General features: G+C 38.5%; 22 protein-coding genes. 3 read left to right on the plus strand and 19 right to left on the minus strand.

Annotated features, from left to right (window positions below):
• From DWZ33_RS02525 to DWZ33_RS02540, 4 genes are read right to left on the minus strand one after another with little or no spacing between them, the layout of a single operon-like run.
• Nucleotides 1-1497: an O-antigen ligase family protein gene (locus tag DWZ33_RS02525; protein WP_118453660.1), complete on the minus strand. Its 1497-nt coding sequence runs from the start codon at nucleotides 1495-1497 to the stop codon at nucleotides 1-3.
• Nucleotides 1490-2449, minus strand: a complete 960-nt coding sequence (locus DWZ33_RS02530; RefSeq protein ID WP_118453661.1) for a glycosyltransferase family 2 protein — start codon at nucleotides 2447-2449, stop codon at nucleotides 1490-1492. Before DWZ33_RS02530 ends, DWZ33_RS02525 begins: the two co-directional genes overlap by 8 nt.
• Nucleotides 2446-3963, minus strand: coding sequence for a lipopolysaccharide biosynthesis protein (locus DWZ33_RS02535; RefSeq protein ID WP_118453662.1), 1518 nt, complete (start codon nucleotides 3961-3963; stop codon nucleotides 2446-2448). Before DWZ33_RS02535 ends, DWZ33_RS02530 begins: the two co-directional genes overlap by 4 nt.
• Nucleotides 3938-4792 carry a LicD family protein gene (locus DWZ33_RS02540; protein WP_118453663.1) on the minus strand — a complete coding sequence of 285 codons (855 nt, stop codon included), beginning with the start codon at nucleotides 4790-4792 and terminating at the stop codon, nucleotides 3938-3940. The genes DWZ33_RS02535 and DWZ33_RS02540 overlap by 26 nt, the downstream gene beginning before the upstream one ends.
• 146 nt (nucleotides 4793-4938) lie before the next feature.
• On the opposite strand from DWZ33_RS02540, the gene DWZ33_RS02545 reads away from it, so the two are divergent.
• Nucleotides 4939-5460, plus strand: a complete 522-nt coding sequence (locus DWZ33_RS02545) for a hypothetical protein (RefSeq protein ID WP_118453664.1) — start codon at nucleotides 4939-4941, stop codon at nucleotides 5458-5460.
• Nucleotides 5461-5507: 47 nt separating this feature from the next.
• Here DWZ33_RS02545 and DWZ33_RS02550 read toward each other — a convergent pair whose 3' ends face one another.
• The 14 genes from DWZ33_RS02550 to DWZ33_RS02615 all read right to left on the minus strand — a co-directional run bounded on the left by DWZ33_RS02550 (nucleotide 5508) and on the right by DWZ33_RS02615 (nucleotide 15565).
• Nucleotides 5508-6674: a cation diffusion facilitator family transporter gene (locus tag DWZ33_RS02550; RefSeq protein WP_118453665.1), complete on the minus strand. Its 1167-nt coding sequence runs from the start codon at nucleotides 6672-6674 to the stop codon at nucleotides 5508-5510.
• A gap of 72 nt (nucleotides 6675-6746) precedes the next feature.
• Nucleotides 6747-7265 (minus strand): hypothetical protein, encoded by a 519-nt coding sequence (locus tag DWZ33_RS02555; protein WP_022937451.1) that lies wholly within the window; start codon nucleotides 7263-7265, stop codon nucleotides 6747-6749.
• Nucleotides 7266-7309: 44 nt separating this feature from the next.
• On the minus strand, nucleotides 7310-7573 hold the full coding sequence (locus DWZ33_RS02560) for a TIGR04076 family protein (protein ID WP_022937450.1): 264 nt from the start codon (nucleotides 7571-7573) through the stop codon (nucleotides 7310-7312).
• Nucleotides 7560-8399 carry a pyridoxamine kinase gene (locus tag DWZ33_RS02565; RefSeq protein WP_118453666.1) on the minus strand — a complete coding sequence of 280 codons (840 nt, stop codon included), beginning with the start codon at nucleotides 8397-8399 and terminating at the stop codon, nucleotides 7560-7562. The genes DWZ33_RS02560 and DWZ33_RS02565 overlap by 14 nt, the downstream gene beginning before the upstream one ends.
• 36 nt (nucleotides 8400-8435) lie before the next feature.
• Nucleotides 8436-8798 (minus strand): NifB/NifX family molybdenum-iron cluster-binding protein, encoded by a 363-nt coding sequence (locus DWZ33_RS02570; protein ID WP_118453667.1) that lies wholly within the window; start codon nucleotides 8796-8798, stop codon nucleotides 8436-8438.
• Complete coding sequence (locus DWZ33_RS02575) at nucleotides 8795-9367, minus strand: sugar O-acetyltransferase (protein ID WP_118453668.1); 573 nt, start codon at nucleotides 9365-9367, stop codon at nucleotides 8795-8797. Before DWZ33_RS02575 ends, DWZ33_RS02570 begins: the two co-directional genes overlap by 4 nt.
• Nucleotides 9368-9462: 95 nt before the next feature.
• Entirely contained in the window at nucleotides 9463-9876 is a 414-nt protein-coding gene (locus tag DWZ33_RS02580) for an RrF2 family transcriptional regulator (protein WP_118453669.1), read from the minus strand.
• 19 nt (nucleotides 9877-9895) lie between these two features.
• The gene (locus DWZ33_RS02585) at nucleotides 9896-11260 is read right to left on the minus strand and encodes an FAD-dependent oxidoreductase (RefSeq protein ID WP_118453670.1); all 1365 of its coding nucleotides are present in this window, start codon (nucleotides 11258-11260) and stop codon (nucleotides 9896-9898) included.
• 208 nt (nucleotides 11261-11468) lie between these two features.
• Entirely contained in the window at nucleotides 11469-12026 is a 558-nt protein-coding gene (locus tag DWZ33_RS02590; RefSeq protein ID WP_118453671.1) for a sugar O-acetyltransferase, read from the minus strand.
• Nucleotides 12019-12597: a uracil-DNA glycosylase family protein gene (locus DWZ33_RS02595; protein ID WP_118453672.1), complete on the minus strand. Its 579-nt coding sequence runs from the start codon at nucleotides 12595-12597 to the stop codon at nucleotides 12019-12021. The genes DWZ33_RS02590 and DWZ33_RS02595 overlap by 8 nt, the downstream gene beginning before the upstream one ends.
• 162 nt (nucleotides 12598-12759) lie before the next feature.
• The gene (locus tag DWZ33_RS02600) at nucleotides 12760-13464 is read right to left on the minus strand and encodes an HXXEE domain-containing protein (RefSeq protein WP_118453673.1); all 705 of its coding nucleotides are present in this window, start codon (nucleotides 13462-13464) and stop codon (nucleotides 12760-12762) included.
• The gene (locus DWZ33_RS02605) at nucleotides 13464-14156 is read right to left on the minus strand and encodes an HXXEE domain-containing protein (RefSeq protein WP_118453674.1); all 693 of its coding nucleotides are present in this window, start codon (nucleotides 14154-14156) and stop codon (nucleotides 13464-13466) included. The genes DWZ33_RS02600 and DWZ33_RS02605 overlap by 1 nt, the downstream gene beginning before the upstream one ends.
• A gap of 9 nt (nucleotides 14157-14165) precedes the next feature.
• Nucleotides 14166-14873, minus strand: coding sequence for an HXXEE domain-containing protein (locus DWZ33_RS02610; RefSeq protein ID WP_118453675.1), 708 nt, complete (start codon nucleotides 14871-14873; stop codon nucleotides 14166-14168).
• Between the two features lie 2 nt (nucleotides 14874-14875).
• Nucleotides 14876-15565, minus strand: coding sequence for an HXXEE domain-containing protein (locus tag DWZ33_RS02615; RefSeq protein WP_118453676.1), 690 nt, complete (start codon nucleotides 15563-15565; stop codon nucleotides 14876-14878).
• A gap of 171 nt (nucleotides 15566-15736) precedes the next feature.
• Here DWZ33_RS02615 and DWZ33_RS02620 point away from each other — a divergent pair, with 171 nt between their 5' ends.
• Nucleotides 15737-16282, plus strand: coding sequence for a TetR/AcrR family transcriptional regulator (locus tag DWZ33_RS02620; RefSeq protein ID WP_118453677.1), 546 nt, complete (start codon nucleotides 15737-15739; stop codon nucleotides 16280-16282).
• 3 nt (nucleotides 16283-16285) lie between these two features.
• Nucleotides 16286-16948, plus strand: coding sequence for an HXXEE domain-containing protein (locus DWZ33_RS02625; RefSeq protein WP_118453678.1), 663 nt, complete (start codon nucleotides 16286-16288; stop codon nucleotides 16946-16948).
• Nucleotides 16949-17097: 149 nt separating this feature from the next.
• Here the strand turns inward: DWZ33_RS02625 and DWZ33_RS02630 are convergent, their stop codons facing one another.
• Nucleotides 17098-18300: a class I SAM-dependent rRNA methyltransferase gene (locus tag DWZ33_RS02630; RefSeq protein WP_118453679.1), complete on the minus strand. Its 1203-nt coding sequence runs from the start codon at nucleotides 18298-18300 to the stop codon at nucleotides 17098-17100.
• Nucleotides 18301-18377: the final 77 nt, after the last annotated feature.

The raw sequence follows: 18377 nt of genomic DNA on the forward strand, positions 1-18377 counted from the left end.
CTATCCCTCCCGCTTTGTATTCAATAAAAGCATGGCCCCATAATATGCCATAAAAATCATATTCAACAGCTTGCCAAAGGTATGACCGGCAATATAAGCGGTCACAAAATAAGCACAGAGTGCCACCCCAAGCGCCAGATTCAATCCATTCGCATGATGCTTCATGTCTTTTAGAATTCGAATTAAGGCCAGCAAAACAACCCCGATAAACGGCAGTATCAGCAGCACTACACCGCCGATGCCAAAAATGTAATATTCAAAGACATAATCTCTTTCCGTATAAGGAACGCCGGATGTATAACCGATACCTAAATATTTATCCATCGGATTATCATTTTTAGCAATGATATCATTAATCATAAACGTTTTAAAATTACGGTTATCACGGTTCAGACGACGGTCGCGAGTGATGACCTTTACCCAGAAATCGAGATTATCCGCTACCGGATATTGTTCAAGATATTCACCATTAACATAATAGAACCAATATTCATGATTGATGTAATTAACCATTTCATTATCACTCATCGGCGGTAATTCTTCTTTTTCCTCACGATCCGGATTCAAATCGAGATATTTCATATAGTCAATTCTTAGCTTAGATGGTGATTTCGTATATAAGCCAAAGGAAGCCACCAGTACCACAACTAATAAGGGCAATACCTTTTTATTCTTAATTTTTTCAAATTTCAGCAGATGCAGCATCAAGGTACCCGCTATCATTACCGCCAAGATGATCAATGTCCCCTGGGCGGCTGTTTTTGTGCCGATCATCAGCATTGCCAATGACTGCAGAATCACTAAGCCAAAATTCTTCCAATTGAACTTTGCGATACATTCCGCAACAATCAGCGGCATCATCGCAAACATCAATGAGCTTATCTGATTGGCAGAATAGAAAAAGCCTCGGGATGAATATAGCTCAAACTCTGAATCAGCATGCAGAGAACCCCACGAAAAGATGCCGCCTAATATGCGTTCATTTTCAGTGCTGTAAGAGACTAAGGAAATGCCGGTAACATTAGTAATCACAATCACCGCTGACATGATTAATGATACCATCTTAATCGCATTCATAAATGAATTGTTATCCATTCCTAAAGTAAATATCGAAATCATCAACGTGATTGGCATGACATAGGCCCGCATAATGTAATAAACATCACGCAGCCAGCTCTTATCCTTCGCTAATTCAGGAATTATGGAAACATCAAATTTTCCGGTATTTATGACATGCAAACCCAAATAAACAGCCAGTACAGCAAAGTAGGCGCCATACATCAGCAGATGCTTTTTATCCTTAGCTTCAATCAAATGAAGCAGCGCCATAAGGGCAACAAAGCCAATTAAACCGATATTAATCAGTTCTTCGATTGCGAAACCGGCAACACTGATGCTGTCCTGAAAAAAAGTACGGTATATATCTAACAGCGGCTGCAGTATCAGCACAAACATTAGATATTTTTCAAATTTAAGATTATTCAGCTTCTTAATCATTCACTTCACTCCTAATTTTCTGTTTTGAGGCTACCAGTTTCTTTACCAGTTTTGCCTGATGCTTATAAAATAACCAACCAATCAGCCGTTCCTTTTTTGAACGCTGAGCAATATACGGATTCTTATGCCACTGAGGAAAATACTGCTTCATTAAGTCAGCAATCTCATCGATCACTTCTAAATGATCATGTTCAAGAAAATAGCGGCTGCTGTTTTGCAGCATATGTTCATAGACCACAGCTTCTGCTTCATCATGAAAACGCTGCAGTTCAAGACCATTAATCAATAGCTCTGAGGCCTTTAAAATATCCTTGCTTTTTTCACGGTAACCCTCACCGCGCATAATTGAACATGCTGACTGCCAATAATGAATATATGGCTTTTTAACATAGGTAATCGTTTCAGCCCAGTTTGCCAGCTGTGGAATCAGCGCATAATCCTCATAAATCATCCCCTCTGCAAAATGCAGTTGATGATCTGTAAATAATGAACGCTTCATCAGTTTATTCCATGGACATGGATCACAAAGCACATATTGGGCCGGCGTTAAGGAACCGGCAGGAAAATGATGACCCATGTCAAAATATTCCTGATGTGATCCCCAGTCAAAATAAGCATCATAAAGAAGAATATCACTCTTCGTATCCACCGCCTGCTGCAGCAGATTTGGATAAGCCTTTGCCACCGCAAAATCATCGGAATCAAGATAGGTGATATATTCACCTGCAGCTGCATCCAAGGCTGTATTGCGGGCTTTAGAAACACCGCCGTTTTGCTGATGTATGACTTTAATCTGCTCATACTCCAACAGAATCTGCGCTGTCTTATCCTGACTGCCGTCATCCACCACAATAATCTCAATCTCTTCATTTAATGAAGGAAGCAGTGAGTCAATACAGCGCTTTAAGGTAGACTCCGCATTATAAGCCGTAATTAAGATACTCAGCTTCATGCCTTACCCACCCTTCTTTTAATCATATCGAATACACGATTCATAAAGTTTGCTTGTCCGCTGATTTTATAGACCGCAAAAACAATCACAAAATTCAGTATAAACAGAATACATGAACTGACAAACCAGCTCAGATAACCGCTGAAATCAAAGAAAGGCAGTACATTCACAAAGCCCAGAGACAGAATAATAATTAATGCGATAAATAACAGATTCTTACCATAGTATGGCATAACTTTTTCATCAAATACTTGATGATAAATGATTCTTGGCTTGATAAAATAATCAGATACCAGATAAGCGATAAAAGTCGCAATTAAGACTCCCGGCAAGCCGATAATATTAATCAATGTTAAAGATAAAGTAAGATTGACCGCGCACTCAATAATCGGACACAAACGGGTTTCCTTAAACAGACCCGCCGCGTTCGTATAGGTTGTCAGCGGCATACGAATTACATAATAAAACAGCTGCAGCACAAAACAGATCGCCATGGCCCAATTCGTATTAAATAAGCCTGGCTGCCAGACGTCAATAAACTGATTAATTACTAATACAAGCGGTACACAAACGATGCTTGCAATAAAGAAAGACAGATTATTTAATTCATTAAATACTTCAAATGCCCGTTTTTTATCCCGTGCCAGCAAATCACCGACACCCGCCGTCACACTGTATGTAATCTTACCAATCATCGTCATTAGATTATCGGTAATATATTGATAAGCGGTATAAAACGGCACCACTGCCATCCCTAACACGACACCGATAATCATCGAATCAATATTATAAGCAACCATCGTACCAATCTTATGGATCAGCAGATTCTTTACATCGCCCAGCATTTCATAATCTTTATTTTCTGCTTTGAAATTAATCTCAGGATAAGCTCTTTTACTTAAAAAATAGATAATGATTGAGGAAGCAATATTACAGAAAGCTAATAGTAAATACATTTCAATCAAACCATAGCCATTCATCAGCAGAATTATTTCCACGATACTCTTAAAAATCATAAAGCTCTGCAAGACCATATTTGTGACATATTTTCGCTGACCTGCCTCAAATAACGATTTATTGACAACCACCAAATATGGAATCACTGAGCTGATTAAATAAATCAGAAAGGTAGTCTGCATATAGCTGTAGGTAATCGTTGATCCAGCTTCCCGTTTAAAGAAAAAGAATACGAAGAAAGAAACAACGATGCCAATGACCAGCATCGCCGCACCAATCAAATTAAATATACGTTTACCGCCGCTTACAAGGGCGCTGATTTTATCCGTATCACTATCGGCAATGGGTTTATAAAGCCTAAAGATCAAAGCCGAGGCCAGACCGCCATCCATAATTGAAAGATAGGTCATAATATTCACATAAAGGGTATTCATTCCTGATAATTCTTCGCCTAAATTAACATTGATCAGTTTCAGCTTCAGCAAGCCGATCAAGGTAATTAAAATCAGCGGAAAGAAATCAGTCAGAAAGTTATAAAGCGCTCTTTTCGTTCGCATGGCTGCTCCTTTCACTCCGGTATGTTTTATAATCCCTTTCTAAATCAACAAGGATATTGCCATGACCACCGCGCTGTTCCATTGGCGGCAGCTGCATATAATCACCATAATAGCTGCGCAGACAAGCATCATATTCCTTATTGATCATAAACATGGCATCCTCAAAAGGAACTTCAATACTTTCCTCATAGATTGCCTTAGGAAAGCTGACATCATAAATATGACAGCCATTGCATAAATAATAGTTACATTCCTCATGCTTATGTGAATGAATTAATTTCGCATAAGCATGATCTCTTACAAAATCACAAAAAGCACTTGGAAAATATTTCAGCTTATCATTCTCATAAAAATACTTACCCAAATGATACTCATTCAACCGCTTAGATGAAAAGAAAGTTACCAGCTTAGCCAGCCATGCATCTCTCTTATCCAGCTTTTCATATGGATATGGCAGCAATGGAAAAATATCGATACAAATTCCATTATGGGTTGGATAATCTACCATATCAGCCATTACAGAGGTCGTATCATTGATTCTTATTTTAGCCCAGCTTGAATAATAATAAGGATCGCTTTCCCAATCCTGATAGAAATATTTCGCATCTAATTCTTGCGCGCATACTTCTTTAAAACGCAGGTAATCATCCATTTTCATAGATACATCAATATCATCATCCCATGGAATGAATCCTTTGTGACGGATGGCGCCGATGGCGCTGCCCCATGAAAGAAAATACTCGATCTTATGCTTACGGCACAGCCGATCAATTTCCTTCAGGCATTCCAGCTCTTTCAGCTGCAACGCTCGCAGATCAAAATCACGCATACAATTCTCCTTATAGTAACACTTTAAAAGTGTAATGATGTGTCAAACCCTTATTTATTATATCATGTTTTATTAATTTTACTTAAAAAAACATGAAGCTGCATAAACAAGGCTCAATGGTTTAAACTAACTGCGAGGTGCCGCCAATGAAAAATTTACTGATAGTCTGTCTGCTGCTGATGCAGCCAAACACGCCAAAGACAACACATGAAGCCGTAATATTTAATGTTAAAACAGATACCTTTTACCTTGTAGAATATACTGATTCATTAGATACAATTCATGTCCGTCATTTGAATGAAAATACCCGCATACCCATTGCATGTATGAATAATGAAGCAATGCCATTGCGAAAAATCAACTTCTCCGCATCACCAAAATGTCTGATGAATTCCCTGAACAATGCATTTCAGCTAAACCTTGACAGCTATGTGGATCTGCAGAATCAATTAGGGATCGAAGATCTGAAGACACTAGCGGCTAATAAAAATCTAGTGGATATTCTAAAAGCGATTCAGCTGGTAAGAACCAATTTGTCCATCACTACTTTTTATTCCCTTTATGACGCATACACAAAGCTGGATGAATTTACCCTGATTCATGAATATCCACTGCTGATTAAAAACGCTTCAGATTATCTTCCCTTAAGCAATTTTGTCGAACCCTGAACACTGCATGAAAAGAAAGAAAAACTATTGTATAAATAAAAACGGCTTTAATTAAAAGGCCGTTCAAAGGTAATGACTGTATATAATTTCTCAGGACGCACTGCCAGCTTGGCATTGATTTGTTCCTGAATCTCACTTTGAGAAAGCTTACAGCTATATGGCATGACTAAATCAAAGATCATATTGCTATGACTGTCACCCAGGACAGCTCTGAAATCATGAATCTGAAGCTCAGGATCAATTTCATAAACAGCCTGCTTCATAAAATCATACAGTTCATTGATATGCGGATTGTCAATAACAATCGGATCTAAGTGAATCACTAAATGGATATTATCCTCGTTCAGAAAGTCACGTTCAATATTGTCAATCAGATCGTGGCTTTTTAATATGTCTACATTGCTGGCCACTTCCGCATGTACACTTGCGAAGCAGCGGTTAGGACCGTAATTATGAATCATCAGATCATGGATGCCCAAAATTCCCGGATAGCTTTTCACTTTATTTTCAATATGCTGGACAAAGGCTAATTCAGGCACTGTTCCTAAAAGATTATCCAAGGTTTCTCTTAATATATTAAAGGCTGTAAACATTATAAAACAGGCCACAATGATCCCCATAAAACCATCGAGCTGAATATGAAAAAAGGTTGAGATAAACAATGATATTAAAACTACCGTAGTAGCCACAGAATCTGAAAGCGAGTCAGCCGCTGTTGCCTGCATCACGGTTGATTCTATCGCCTTACCGACACCGGAATTAAAGAAATACATCCAGCCTTTCGCTAGGATGGAAAAAATCAGAACACCAACCGCCAGCCACGAAAAATTAACAGGTTCGGGATTGATGATTTTATCGATTGAGCTTCTGATCATTTCTACTCCTAAAATTAAAATCGACATAGCGACAATCATCGCTGCAATATATTCATAACGTGCATGACCAAACGGATGCTCCTTATCCGCTGGGCGTGAACTCAGCTTGAAGCTGACAAGTGAAATAATTGAATTGCCGGCATCGGATAGATTGTTAATGCCGTCAGCACTGATTGAAACACTGCCAAAAAGTGTACCGATGGCTATTTTGCTTGTACAAAGCACCAAATTGATACCAATACCGATGATGCTGCTTAAATTGCCGACCTTAGTTCTGACCTCATTGCTCTTTACTTCCGCACCCTTTGCACAGTGCTTCAGAATAAAATTCCCTATCATATAAATCACCTCAGATTGTTTTAATAATATAGCACATTCACAAAGAAAAATAAACCGATTTCTCGGTTTACTTTAACGATACTGCGTAAATAACTCATCCAGCGGTGCGATTGAAGCATTGCTGCCATAGACCAATAAATAATCATTATTTACTAAGGCATTGTATTCTTCATCTACCCCGTTGCGGTTTACGGTCACCCGTTTATCGGCCATTGCTTTCTGCATCAGCTCATTCATCTGAGCATCTTCAAGATTCATGCGGTAAATGTAAACACGCTCACCATTAACATCAAACATTCTGCCTTCATGAGCAGCAAAATCCATGTTGTCAATCGGTGTGACATTACCGAAAGTGACACCTGATGATTCAAAGCTGTTCATCATATCCTGAATCGTTTTCGCTGTCTTATCGGCATCATTATTTGACGCGTTATTCTTATTCGCATCATTCTTAGAAGCGTCATTTTCGGATGCATTGTTGGTCGTATTATTGTTATTAGCTGAAGAATCTTTACGATCAAACCATGAACAGCCGCTTAATGTGAAAACAAGCATACTGCTGAGTATAAAAATTAAAGATTTTTGTTTCATAGGTTCATTTCCTCCACCCTTAAGATACCCAGCAATGGTGAACCTTATTCATCAATCTTTTCGATTTTAAAAACATTCAGAATATCGACATCCGGACATGAAAATACACATTCGTTATGCGGATTACCGGGAATTTGACCGCCATACCGTAAAATATCTACATAAGGAAAGGCAACATGCATTGCCATTGGACAAAGCTTGCCCCGATCCGTATCGAAATCAAAACAGTCACCAACCTGATGATTATAATGGCATTGACCATTACCCAGTTTTTTAATCAGCGTTAAACGAATCTTAGCCCTTGACATAATCAAGCTCCATGATGCGATAGAGATTTTTTTCTACCAGCATACCCTCGATATGATCATAGTCTGCCAGCATGCTGTCATTGATGCAGTCATAAATGAAATCTGAAGCAATCTGACATGCCTCCTTCAATGAATACCCGCTGAGCAGTTTACTTAAAAGCACGGCGGCAAAAACATCGCCAGTGCCGGGGAAACGTGCGTCAATGGGTGTAAATGTTAATTTGAAAGGCTTTTGCGTATCATGATCATACCCAAACATATAACCCCTTGGATCATCCTTCAAAAACACACTGGTAATCACGACTGATTCAGCCCCCATCTCCCTTAGGCGCTCTACCCATTGATAGATTTTTGATTCATCAATGTCCTTTAAATCCTCACCTAACAATAAAGCCGCTTCCGTCATATTAGGTGTAATTACATGACCGCAGGCAATCAGAGAGCGCATGCGGTCAACGATATGCGGATCAAGCCCGGGATAGAGATGACCATCATCCCCCATCGTAGGATCAACTAAAATCAATGTATTTTGCTGCTGACACAAATAATTCTCAATCAGCTCAAATTCCCCGTCAGAATTTACAAAACCGGTCGCAATTGCGTCAAAATGAAAATCCAGCTGATTCCATACATCAATGGTTTTAGCCATCACTTCTTTTAAATCTTCAATATGAAATTTACCATAATCAAGCACATTGCTGACTAAAGCGGTTGGCAGGATGCTGCTCATAATGTTTTGTGAGCATAAAACGGGCATCATCGCTGTTGATGCAACACGGCCATATCCGGCAATATCATTGATTAAACATACTTTCTTTACACTCATAAATCTACCTCTCCATTTAATATTTATTGTAACTTCCTAACAAGTATGTTCTTTACAATCATGATCATGATGATCACAAACCTGTGAAGGATTATCTTTTAATAAACCTTGGGCCAACAGTTCTAGAATCATCGATACTCTGCCCTGACAGCCGCGGATCACTTGAATACCGGCCGCCGATAAAGCATCAACGGCTCCCTGACCGATGCCGCCGCAGACTAATGTATCTACGCCTTGTGCCTGTAATAAACCAACTAATGCTGAATGACCATTGCCCTGTGCATCAAGCAAACTTTTTGATAGAATCTGATTGTTTTCAATAACTGCCAAAGTAAACGTCTGACATTTTCCAAAATGCTGAAATACTTCCTGATTTTCCGTTGTAACTGCTGCTTTCATTCGCTTTCCTCCTCATTTAATGTACGAATTACCCGGCATGGATTTCCCACTGCCAATGAATTTGGCGGGATACTATGGGTCACTACACTGCCGGCGCCGATTACACAATTATCACCGATGACAACATTAGGCAATACGCTGACACCCGCGCCAATCCAGACATTATTGCCAATCGTAATGGGATAGGCATATTCAAGACCCGCATTGCGCTTTGCTATATTCAGCGGGTGACCGGCTGTGTATAAGCCAACATTCGGTGCAATAAACACATGATTGCCGATTTTAACTTTGGCACCATCAAGAATGACAAGGTTGACATTTGCATAAAAATCATCACCAATTTCGATATTATAGCCATAATCACAATGAAAGGGTGATTCAATCAAGAAACGTTCACCAAGCTTTCCAATCAGCTTTTTATACAGGCGTTCCTTATCTGACTGTTTGCTTGGACGCAGATGATTAATCTCATACAGCAGTTCCTTTGCCGCCGCCCGCTCTTTTAACAATTCTTCGTCAAAATTAGCATCATAAAGCATTCCCGCCTGAGCTTTCGCTTTTTCTCTCATAAGTACCTCACTTTTAAACCCTTCTTATTCTAGCATTGAAACGAAGAAAAAGAAAGCCGGAACAAGTGCCGGCTTCATATTACTCTGCTTATTATCTACTGATTAAATAATTGATCATTGATATCCTTAATTGTTATTTCTGCAAGCATGTTCAGGCATTGCTCATTCAGCTGATTATAGATATTATCCATAACCTTAGCCATGCCAGATGCTACCTGACATTCCATTGAAGGATCACCGCTTGACCATGCCGATTTGACAATTCTGTCAGACAGTGCCTCGCAGACATCCCTGATAGTAATCTCTTCACCGCTGCGAATCAGAAAATAACCGCCGCTGATCCCTTCTTTGGTATCGACAAAACCAGCTTTTTTCATTTTAGCCATGATTTTTCTGATACGTGCCGGATTAGTGCAAACATTGGCTGCCAAACCATCACTTGGCAGCAGTGTATCCTTGTGATAAAGATAGACCAGTGCGTGAACGGCAACATTTAATTCACCTGTCATGCAATTCACTCCTTTTTAATTATTGCACATTGGACAATAAGTCATTCAGTCCCTCACTCATTGTCGGATGTGTATATATATTATCACGAAGCGTCTGATAAGGTAAACCTGAATCCATCGCAAGCTTGACTAGATTGATTAATTCATGTGATTCAGCACAGAAGAAATGAGCGCCTAAAATCTGATCCGTTTCAGCGTTAATAATCATTTTCAGCATACCGTCCGTTTGTTTCAGCACTTTAGCTTTAGGAATTGCCATTGCCTGCATACGGGCAGCCTTAATTTTATAACCAGCGGCCAATGCCTCTTTTTCGCTTAGACCCACTCTTGAGAATGGCGGATCAATAAAAATGCTGGTTGGTATATTGCCGCGGTTTTCGGTTGTACGCTGATGATCACCCATCAGCTGAGAAGCCACAATCCGCGAATCATCGAGTGAGATATAAGTAAATTGCAGACCGCCGGTAACATCTCCCATTGCCCAAATATTTTCAGCGGTTGTTTTTAATGTCTGATCAACCTTTACAGCTTTTCTTTCCGTCAATTCAACACCGGCATTTTCAAGCCTTAATCCTTCAACATTAGGTCGGCGGCCTGTCGCGGTTAAAATAGCATCAGCAGATAAAACGATATCTTCACCTTTGACATTTACTTTAACCAAAGCATGCTGCTCTTCATCTATAATTTCTTCAGCCTTTGCTTCACGAAGCAGCTTAATACCCCGTTTTTCAAATGATTGTTCAACTAATGCGACAACCTCTTGATCTTCCCTTGGCAAAAAGTCTTTGCCATCTAAAAGTACAGTTACTGAAGAACCAAAATTAGCATAATAAGAAGCAAATTCAACACCGATATAACCACCGCCTATAATTACTAATTCTTTTGGCAGCCGATCATTATCCATCATGGTTTCACTCAAATAAGCATAACGGCTCTCCTTTAGCCCTTTAATCGGCGGTACAAATGGACGCGCGCCAGTATTAATATAGAAACGATCGGCTTTGATTTCTTTCGTTCCTTCACTGCTTTCAACTTGAATTGTATGGCTGTCAATAAATGATGCATGGCCGTCAATCACATCTACACTGCCGGCAATTTTCTGATAATTCTTTTCACGAAGCGCCGCAATAAGCTGTTTCTTTTCGGCGATAACCTGTTTGTAGAAAGCTGCTTTTTCTTCAAAGCTGCCGCCTTTTGCCATTGAAAGACGGGCATTATTCTCTAAAAATTTAGAAGGAATACAGGCTACATTGATACAAGTACCGCCATACATCCTCTTAGATGCTTCTATCAATGCGACCTGATGGCCTGAAGCTGCTAATTTTCCCGCCAGCGTTTTTCCGCCCTTGCCAAAGCCAATGATAACATCTGTATAATTTTTCATAGTTTAACCCTTTCCATAGGTCTCTTCACCTATCTGTAACTTTACTTGTTACACTTTACACTGTAACTTTATCAGATACATTTAACTTTGTCAACAACAATGCTTGTAAACACCGCTTACCAACCACAATTATTTATAAAAAAATGCCGATGATCCTAATCACCTGCACTTCTCGATACTATCTTAATAATTTACAACCATTCTTATATTAGTCATTACTTAATGATTTTTTTACCACGCAAGGATTACCGCAGGCCATTACATTCGCAGGAATACTTTTCACTACGACACTCCCTGCCCCAATTACTGTATTATCGCCAATTTCTACACCCGGACAAATGACGCTGCCGCCGCCAATCCAAACATTAGAACCAATAGTCACAGATTTTCCAAACTCTACTCCTGCTAAGCGCTGTTTTGGATCGGTCGCATGACAAGCCGTATAAATCTGGACGTTTGGCCCAATTAAAGTTTTGTCTTTAATTACGATCGGACAAACATCAAGAAAGACACCGCCATAATTGATCATAACATCTTGTCCTAGCGTTATATTATACCCATAGTCACAGTAAAAGGGCGGTTTAACCCAGAAATTCCCATTAGTATTAATTAATTTTCGCATTAATCGATTACGTATGTCGTATTCATGATATGTTTTTCTATTATAACGCGCGCAGATACGGCTGGCACGGTCACGCTCAAGAACAAGCATTGGATCAATAGGATTGTAAGGCTCACCGTGAATCATTTTAGCTTTTTCACTCATGACAATCACCAATGATACTCAACATAAGCTGTATATCTTCGCTGATTATAGACACCTTCCCTTTCTCAATCAACAAATTACCGCCAGTACAAATATAAGAAGGCATCACCCTGATATCATGATAAAAATATTCATTATGACGCAGCTTATATGTTGATCCTGAAGGTATGACATTTTTTCCTGTCTGCTTTTTTGCAATCATATTAAAAGCTTTGCGCGCAACATCTCCCATCAACATGATGACTTTTAAATTATCAAAAAGGGAAAGTTCAGCTTCCAGCTCATCCAATGAATCTTTTATTTGAAGTATAGGTATAACAGATTGCTCTTTAGGTGTTTTAACAGCATTACATACATAGATTCCCTTTTCAAGCAGCTCCTGCATATCGCACAATATACCAGCATTGCTGAACAATCCAATGATTGACTGAGAATAGGATGAATCGGGTACATAAAAATCATCCTTTACATCCTCAGGGACAACTTCATTTATCATAACCACTTTGATTGATTCTGGATTACAATGGTATTTATTAATAAACCATGCTGCATTGATTTCATTATTGTTCATACACTTCCCTCCTGAAATCATTTTAACATGATTAGATTCCATATAAAATATGACAATTATATTAAAAAGAGCCTTGCGGCTCTCAAGACTTAGGAAAATCAAAACATCAAATAAGAAAGTTTAATTTTGAATCCACCTTTACTTAATAAAGCATGCCTTTAATTAGTAATTATTATCATCTAAGAATTTACTGAAATATTTAGGATCAGCAAAAGCGAATGTTTTTCCTCCCTGCTTCAATACCCATTTTTTTAAAGGAATCTCTTGTAATGGTACACAAGTTACACCAAGAAACACCATTGCTAGGATACCGCCAAAAATATCTGTGAAAGTGATGTTTGAAATTGTACTGCAAAGATAGATGCCAGCTGGTAAAAACATTGTAAGAGCTGTAATATGCCCTGGACAGTATATAAATTTTTTGCCTGTTTTATGATAACGCTTATATGCATAACAGCCCACAATAGTATGGGCGGCAACTTGACCAAAACTAAGGATGATAATACAGATTGTCACAATGTTTGATAATCCGTAATTTTGCGCAAGAACCGCATAAATCAAAGGTATCAGCGCAAGACCTATATTGGTAATCATATCCGTAAAACGGCTCATAGGATATCGGTCAAGATATTTATCGCCATAACTTTTCGGTCCAAATATTATGTTATAAATGTAGTGCAAGCCACCAGGCAATTTCCATTCCTCCAATACATGGAGAGGCATAATAATCGCCAGAAAAGCACCGGCTTTAGTTCCAGGCAGCCAATGATTCCAATTAATCACAAGCAGTATAGTGACAATTGCTCCTATAATACCCAAAATCTCAAGCCAAATCGTGTCACAGAATTTATCTAATTTTTTTATCATTACTTGATACCTACTTTCTGTAAAATTGATTGCTTGCTATCCTTCCAAATCTTCAATACCTTTTCCTTTTTGTAGCCATACATCTCTGCCTCGGCAAATGGATAGTGATTCGTCCTGTTTTTCATAATGAATACAGGCGCAATAAAACAAATTATCATCGCAATGAATGCACCCGGAATCCCTATCCATAATTGATCTATTTTATCCGGCATCGTTGTTACCACATAATAAATATAATAAACCGCTACCGGTATTTGCAGAAATATAGTAGAACCCAAACCAGGATTATAGAAGTCTTTCAACGAAAAATTAATCAGCAGCGCGTGAGCACCTAGCTGTACAAGCACACATAATACCTGAGAAGCCCCGAGCCATATCACATTAGGAAAACAAATTGCCAAGATATAAAAAGAATAGCACAAAAAAACATTACAGATAAAGCACTGCTGGGCATTAAAAGGATAACGCTCCGGCGCCTTTTTCTCTTTAAATGCCGCCATGTTAGTGATTGAAGGCATACCGCCAGGAAAAGCATATTCCTCTAGCTGATGAACAAGCATTGCCATCCAGCTGAATATTAAAATAGTTTGTATCGGCGGCAGATGCTCACTGCCCCATAATCCCATAAAGAATGCGAGAATCACAAACAACACACCACCAATCAGATACCAATATCTCCTCCAAAATTTCATAAATACACCTTATTTCTTTTTTCCAAAATTGGGATATTTTTTATAATACTTAGCATCGGCAAAAGCAAACATCCCCTGATCCTGTTTGATTACCCACTTCTTCAGCGGCGTTTCAGTAAGCGGAATACAGATCAGCATCATAATAACAAAGAGAATGATACACCAGAGCCAGTCATTGGCTGTAACATTTTGCAAATGAGCAAGCAGATAGATGCCGAACGGCAGAAACAACATCCAAGAAGTAGCAAAGCCAGGATGATAAATAGTTTTTTTACCATCCTTTTTCAACCAAATATAAGTCAGTGTACCGGCTCCTGTATGCGCTAAAACCTCAATGAAGCAAAGCAACATCATGCATAAAGCAGCTGCATTAGAAAGGTTTGTAAAAAAACAGAAGATTAAATATATTAACGGTATCCATTGTAATCCGACATTAGTAATCATATCCGTTATGCGGCTCATTGGGAAACGGTCAAGCTGTTGTTTACCAGCTTCTTTTGGTCCCAGCAAAACATTATAGAAATAGTGAAGACCACCAGGAAACTTCCATTCTTCTAACACATGAAACGGCATAATAATTGCTACAAATACTGCACCTTGAGCGCCAAGCGGCATCTTATCCCAAAATATTGCTGCTGTTGCAGCAGTAATTACACCTGTAACACAAATAAAAATTATCCAATGAACATCGCACCATTTATCCAGCTTTTTAATCATCGTTATTTACCCTCCTTACTAGCTTTCGCTGCTTTCCGTTCTTCCCAAAGTGCTAAGACATGTTCTTTGTTATAACCATATAATTCACGATCCTCAAAAGGATATGGGGAATTTTTATCTTTCATAAATAAGATAGGTACAATAAAAGTCAACAACAGCATTAGAATTGAACCCGGAATGCCCCACCATAATTGACTGGCCTTATCTGGCATAGTTGTACATACATACCAAATATAATAAATGGCCACCGGTGTTTGTAAAAAAGCTGTTGAAGCAAGACCCGGATTATATTTGCTCTTTAAGCGCAGATTCATAGCAATGCCATGACCTGGTAACTGCCATACACCAGCTAAAACCTGACACGCGCCCATCCAAATCAAATTTGGAAAGCAGATCGGAATAATATAACTTAAATAGCAAAAAATAGTATTACTTAAAAAACTTTGTCTGGCATTCAGCGGATAGCGTTCTGGATGCTCTGTTTCTCCTAATCCTGCCATATTTGAGATAATGGGAAACCCTCCAGGAAATGCATATTCCTCAAACTGATGCATCAGCATGCCCATCCAGCTAAACACCAGTATAATTTGAAGCTTACTCATATGATTACTGCCCCAAAGTCCCATTATAAAAGCCAGCACAACAAACAAAATGCCACCGATATAATACCAATTGCGTCGCCAAAATTTCATTTTAATTAACCTCCTGCAAAAGTTGACAAATCATTATAGTGTAATTATAATAAACACAAGGAATTTAAGTCAACAAACTGTTGATTTAAGAATGCTGTGTAGTATACTATCAGCTCATATTATGAGTTAAAATCAACATTTATCAATGATTTGTCGAGGTGAAATAAAGTTATGGAAAATCAAAGAATACGCATCAGCAAAACGATGCTCAAATCAGGACTGCTGCAATTATTAAAAGAAAAGCCTCTGAATCAAATTTCTATTTATGAATTATGTGCCGTTTCACAGATCAACCGGACTACATTTTATAAATACTATGGCAGTCAGACAGATCTTTTAAATGAAATAGAAGCAGATTTTATGGCGCAGTTAAATGAAGGCTTAAAATCAATTATTACACAGAGTACAGATGCTCTTCTTCCTGTACTCAATTATTTATATGAGCAGCGAGAATTATTCTGTCTCCTTGTTCAATCGATGCCCACTCAGGAATTTGCAATGCACTTATTTTCAATTCCGAGTATCAGTATTATTTTTAAAAACATGACGAGCGAACATAATTATTCTGATACTATGGCAAAATACATTCGCCGTTTTATCTTCCAAGGCACATTTACTGTACTTACTGACTGGCTGAACAGTGAAAATCCTGAACCTGTTGAAGAAATAGCAGCAGTATTAATTATGTTACGTGCAAAATTATGGCAGGAGGAATAAAGAATGCTTAATTTATTAAGTAAATTTTGTGATAAGGTATGGTTATATATTGTTTATATGATGGGATTTGTAATGCTTTTGGTTTTATTGCTGAATTGGAGCAATTGGGCAATATCTCAGAAGTTAATATGTATGTTGTCTGTTGCCATACCCATACATATATTTGAAGAAAACACTTATCCGGGCGGTTTCTTTTATATGAATAATTTAAGTTTCGGTTCAAAAGAACCAAGGGTTTACCCTCAGAATCGTCTAACGAATATGATTACTAACTTAGGCGCTGAGATTGTCTTTATTCTGTTAACCATTAACGCACTAAAAATGGAAGCAGCCGTAATTGTTGTCGTTGTTTTTTTCGGCATTGTGGAGATGATAAATCACACACGAGAAGGCATCGGAATGTATCTTCGATATAGAAATAAGGGTAAACATACTATCTATGCGCCTGGTCTTATCACATCAATATTCCCTCTGTTGCCAATAGCGATTTGGGGAATTTCATGGCTGATGAAATCGACATTTTCAATTGTAGATATTGTTGCTGGCCTTGGTATTTCTGTCGGTATTGCGGTATGTCTCATTTTGCTGCCTTTTGCAATTTCCATTAAGGTAAAAAGCCGAACATTTTCATTCTATAATATTGGTTATTTTGAAAAATATGAATAACAGAATGGATTATAAACAATTAACAAAGCCATACGATTATCGTGTGGCTTTACTTATTTATCCAGTCAACTTTATGTCAGCAAAGAACCCTTCGCTGCTCTGAAGGCATCAAAAAAGAGAGCCGCGCAGCCCTCTAACACTCAAAAAACTTATATTATCTGAAAGATGTAAAACTTCAAATACGATGTCTCTTCCATGGTCCATAAAATAGGATGATCATGGTTCTGCTGAGTAACCGAAACCTGCTTCAGCGTTACACCTGATTCATGAGCAGCCTCTCTCAGCATCTTTTCAAAATTATCAATTTCCATAAAGCGTGAACAGCTGCAAGTGATTAAATAGCCGCCCTTACCTAACAGCTTCATGGCCTTCATATTAATTTTTTTATAACCGCTGTATGCATGATCAATAGTTCTTCTTGATTTGGTAAACGCCGGCGGATCTAAAACAATGATATCAAAACGTCCACTTTCACATTCATCTAAATAATCAAAGACATCCGCCTTAACAAATGACATTCGATCTTCTAAATGATTCAGCTTTGCATTCTCATACGCCTGATCCAGCGCCATCTGTGAAACATCCACAGCAACAACTTCCAATGCCTGCCCATAAGCCGCATTTAAAGCGAAGCCCCCAGTATGTGTAAAACAATCCATCACTCTTTTACCATGTGCCATTTTGCGCAGCAAGACGCGATTCGATTTCTGATCTAAAAAGTAACCTGTCTTCTGACCATTTTCCACATCAACATTAAGCAGCAAACCGTTCTCATTAATAACTGTCTTAGTAGGTAATTGAGCCTGCCGCCAATACCCTTTTTCTAAAGGCAGTCCTTCTTTCGTGCGAACCTTAATATCGTTGCGCTCATAGATTCCCTTCACATCCTGTCCATCTTCTTTTAATACCTCAAGTAATACTTCATAAAGCATATCCTTGATTTTATCCATACCAAAAGAGCTGATCTGCGCAACCAAAATATCATTATAGCGATCCACGGTCAATCCCGGCAGCTGATCTGCTTCACCAAAAATCAATCGGCAGTTGGTGAGATTCTCCGCTTCCAAAGTCTTGCGAAAAGCATAGGCAAACTGAATTCTATGCTTAAAGAAAGCACGGTCAAATACATCATGCAAATCTTTAGAAAGAATCCGCACTGTAATATGACTGTTCATAGATACAAAACCTGTCCCCATATAATCGCCCTGGGTCGTTACAATATCTACCACCGAGCCATTCTCAATAGTTTCATCAAGATTTACAGCATTATTGCGGTACATCCACATCTGCCCTTTATTCAGCCATTCTTCACCTTCTTTTGAAATAACTACCTTGGGATAATTTCTTTGCATAACAATCTCCTTCTATTTTGCATCGCTATCAAATTCAGATACATTTACATGTGTTCAAATTTTACCATTTTAGCCAA

The sequence above is a fragment of the Dielma fastidiosa genome (assembly GCF_003475485.1).
Classification (GTDB): domain Bacteria; phylum Bacillota_I; class Bacilli_A; order Erysipelotrichales; family Erysipelotrichaceae; genus Dielma; species Dielma fastidiosa.

Bases quoted from the DNA above. Each gene is read 5' to 3' on its own strand.
- DWZ33_RS02525 (WP_118453660.1), bottom strand. From the start codon at position 1,497: ATGATTAAGAAGCTGAATAATCTTAAATTTGAAAAATATCTAATGTTT.
- DWZ33_RS02530 (WP_118453661.1), bottom strand. From the start codon at position 2,449: ATGAAGCTGAGTATCTTAATTACGGCTTATAATGCGGAGTCTACCTTA.
- DWZ33_RS02535 (WP_118453662.1), bottom strand. From the start codon at position 3,963: ATGCGAACGAAAAGAGCGCTTTATAACTTTCTGACTGATTTCTTTCCG.
- DWZ33_RS02540 (WP_118453663.1), bottom strand. From the start codon at position 4,792: ATGCGTGATTTTGATCTGCGAGCGTTGCAGCTGAAAGAGCTGGAATGC.
- DWZ33_RS02545 (WP_118453664.1), top strand. From the start codon at position 4,939: ATGAAAAATTTACTGATAGTCTGTCTGCTGCTGATGCAGCCAAACACG.
- DWZ33_RS02550 (WP_118453665.1), bottom strand. From the start codon at position 6,674: ATGATAGGGAATTTTATTCTGAAGCACTGTGCAAAGGGTGCGGAAGTA.
- DWZ33_RS02555 (WP_022937451.1), bottom strand. From the start codon at position 7,265: ATGAAACAAAAATCTTTAATTTTTATACTCAGCAGTATGCTTGTTTTC.
- DWZ33_RS02560 (WP_022937450.1), bottom strand. From the start codon at position 7,573: ATGTCAAGGGCTAAGATTCGTTTAACGCTGATTAAAAAACTGGGTAAT.
- DWZ33_RS02565 (WP_118453666.1), bottom strand. From the start codon at position 8,399: ATGAGTGTAAAGAAAGTATGTTTAATCAATGATATTGCCGGATATGGC.
- DWZ33_RS02570 (WP_118453667.1), bottom strand. From the start codon at position 8,798: ATGAAAGCAGCAGTTACAACGGAAAATCAGGAAGTATTTCAGCATTTT.
- DWZ33_RS02575 (WP_118453668.1), bottom strand. From the start codon at position 9,367: ATGAGAGAAAAAGCGAAAGCTCAGGCGGGAATGCTTTATGATGCTAAT.
- DWZ33_RS02580 (WP_118453669.1), bottom strand. From the start codon at position 9,876: ATGACAGGTGAATTAAATGTTGCCGTTCACGCACTGGTCTATCTTTAT.
- DWZ33_RS02585 (WP_118453670.1), bottom strand. From the start codon at position 11,260: ATGAAAAATTATACAGATGTTATCATTGGCTTTGGCAAGGGCGGAAAA.
- DWZ33_RS02590 (WP_118453671.1), bottom strand. From the start codon at position 12,026: ATGAGTGAAAAAGCTAAAATGATTCACGGTGAGCCTTACAATCCTATT.
- DWZ33_RS02595 (WP_118453672.1), bottom strand. From the start codon at position 12,597: ATGAACAATAATGAAATCAATGCAGCATGGTTTATTAATAAATACCAT.
- DWZ33_RS02600 (WP_118453673.1), bottom strand. From the start codon at position 13,464: ATGATAAAAAAATTAGATAAATTCTGTGACACGATTTGGCTTGAGATT.
- DWZ33_RS02605 (WP_118453674.1), bottom strand. From the start codon at position 14,156: ATGAAATTTTGGAGGAGATATTGGTATCTGATTGGTGGTGTGTTGTTT.
- DWZ33_RS02610 (WP_118453675.1), bottom strand. From the start codon at position 14,873: ATGATTAAAAAGCTGGATAAATGGTGCGATGTTCATTGGATAATTTTT.
- DWZ33_RS02615 (WP_118453676.1), bottom strand. From the start codon at position 15,565: ATGAAATTTTGGCGACGCAATTGGTATTATATCGGTGGCATTTTGTTT.
- DWZ33_RS02620 (WP_118453677.1), top strand. From the start codon at position 15,737: ATGGAAAATCAAAGAATACGCATCAGCAAAACGATGCTCAAATCAGGA.
- DWZ33_RS02625 (WP_118453678.1), top strand. From the start codon at position 16,286: ATGCTTAATTTATTAAGTAAATTTTGTGATAAGGTATGGTTATATATT.
- DWZ33_RS02630 (WP_118453679.1), bottom strand. From the start codon at position 18,300: ATGCAAAGAAATTATCCCAAGGTAGTTATTTCAAAAGAAGGTGAAGAA.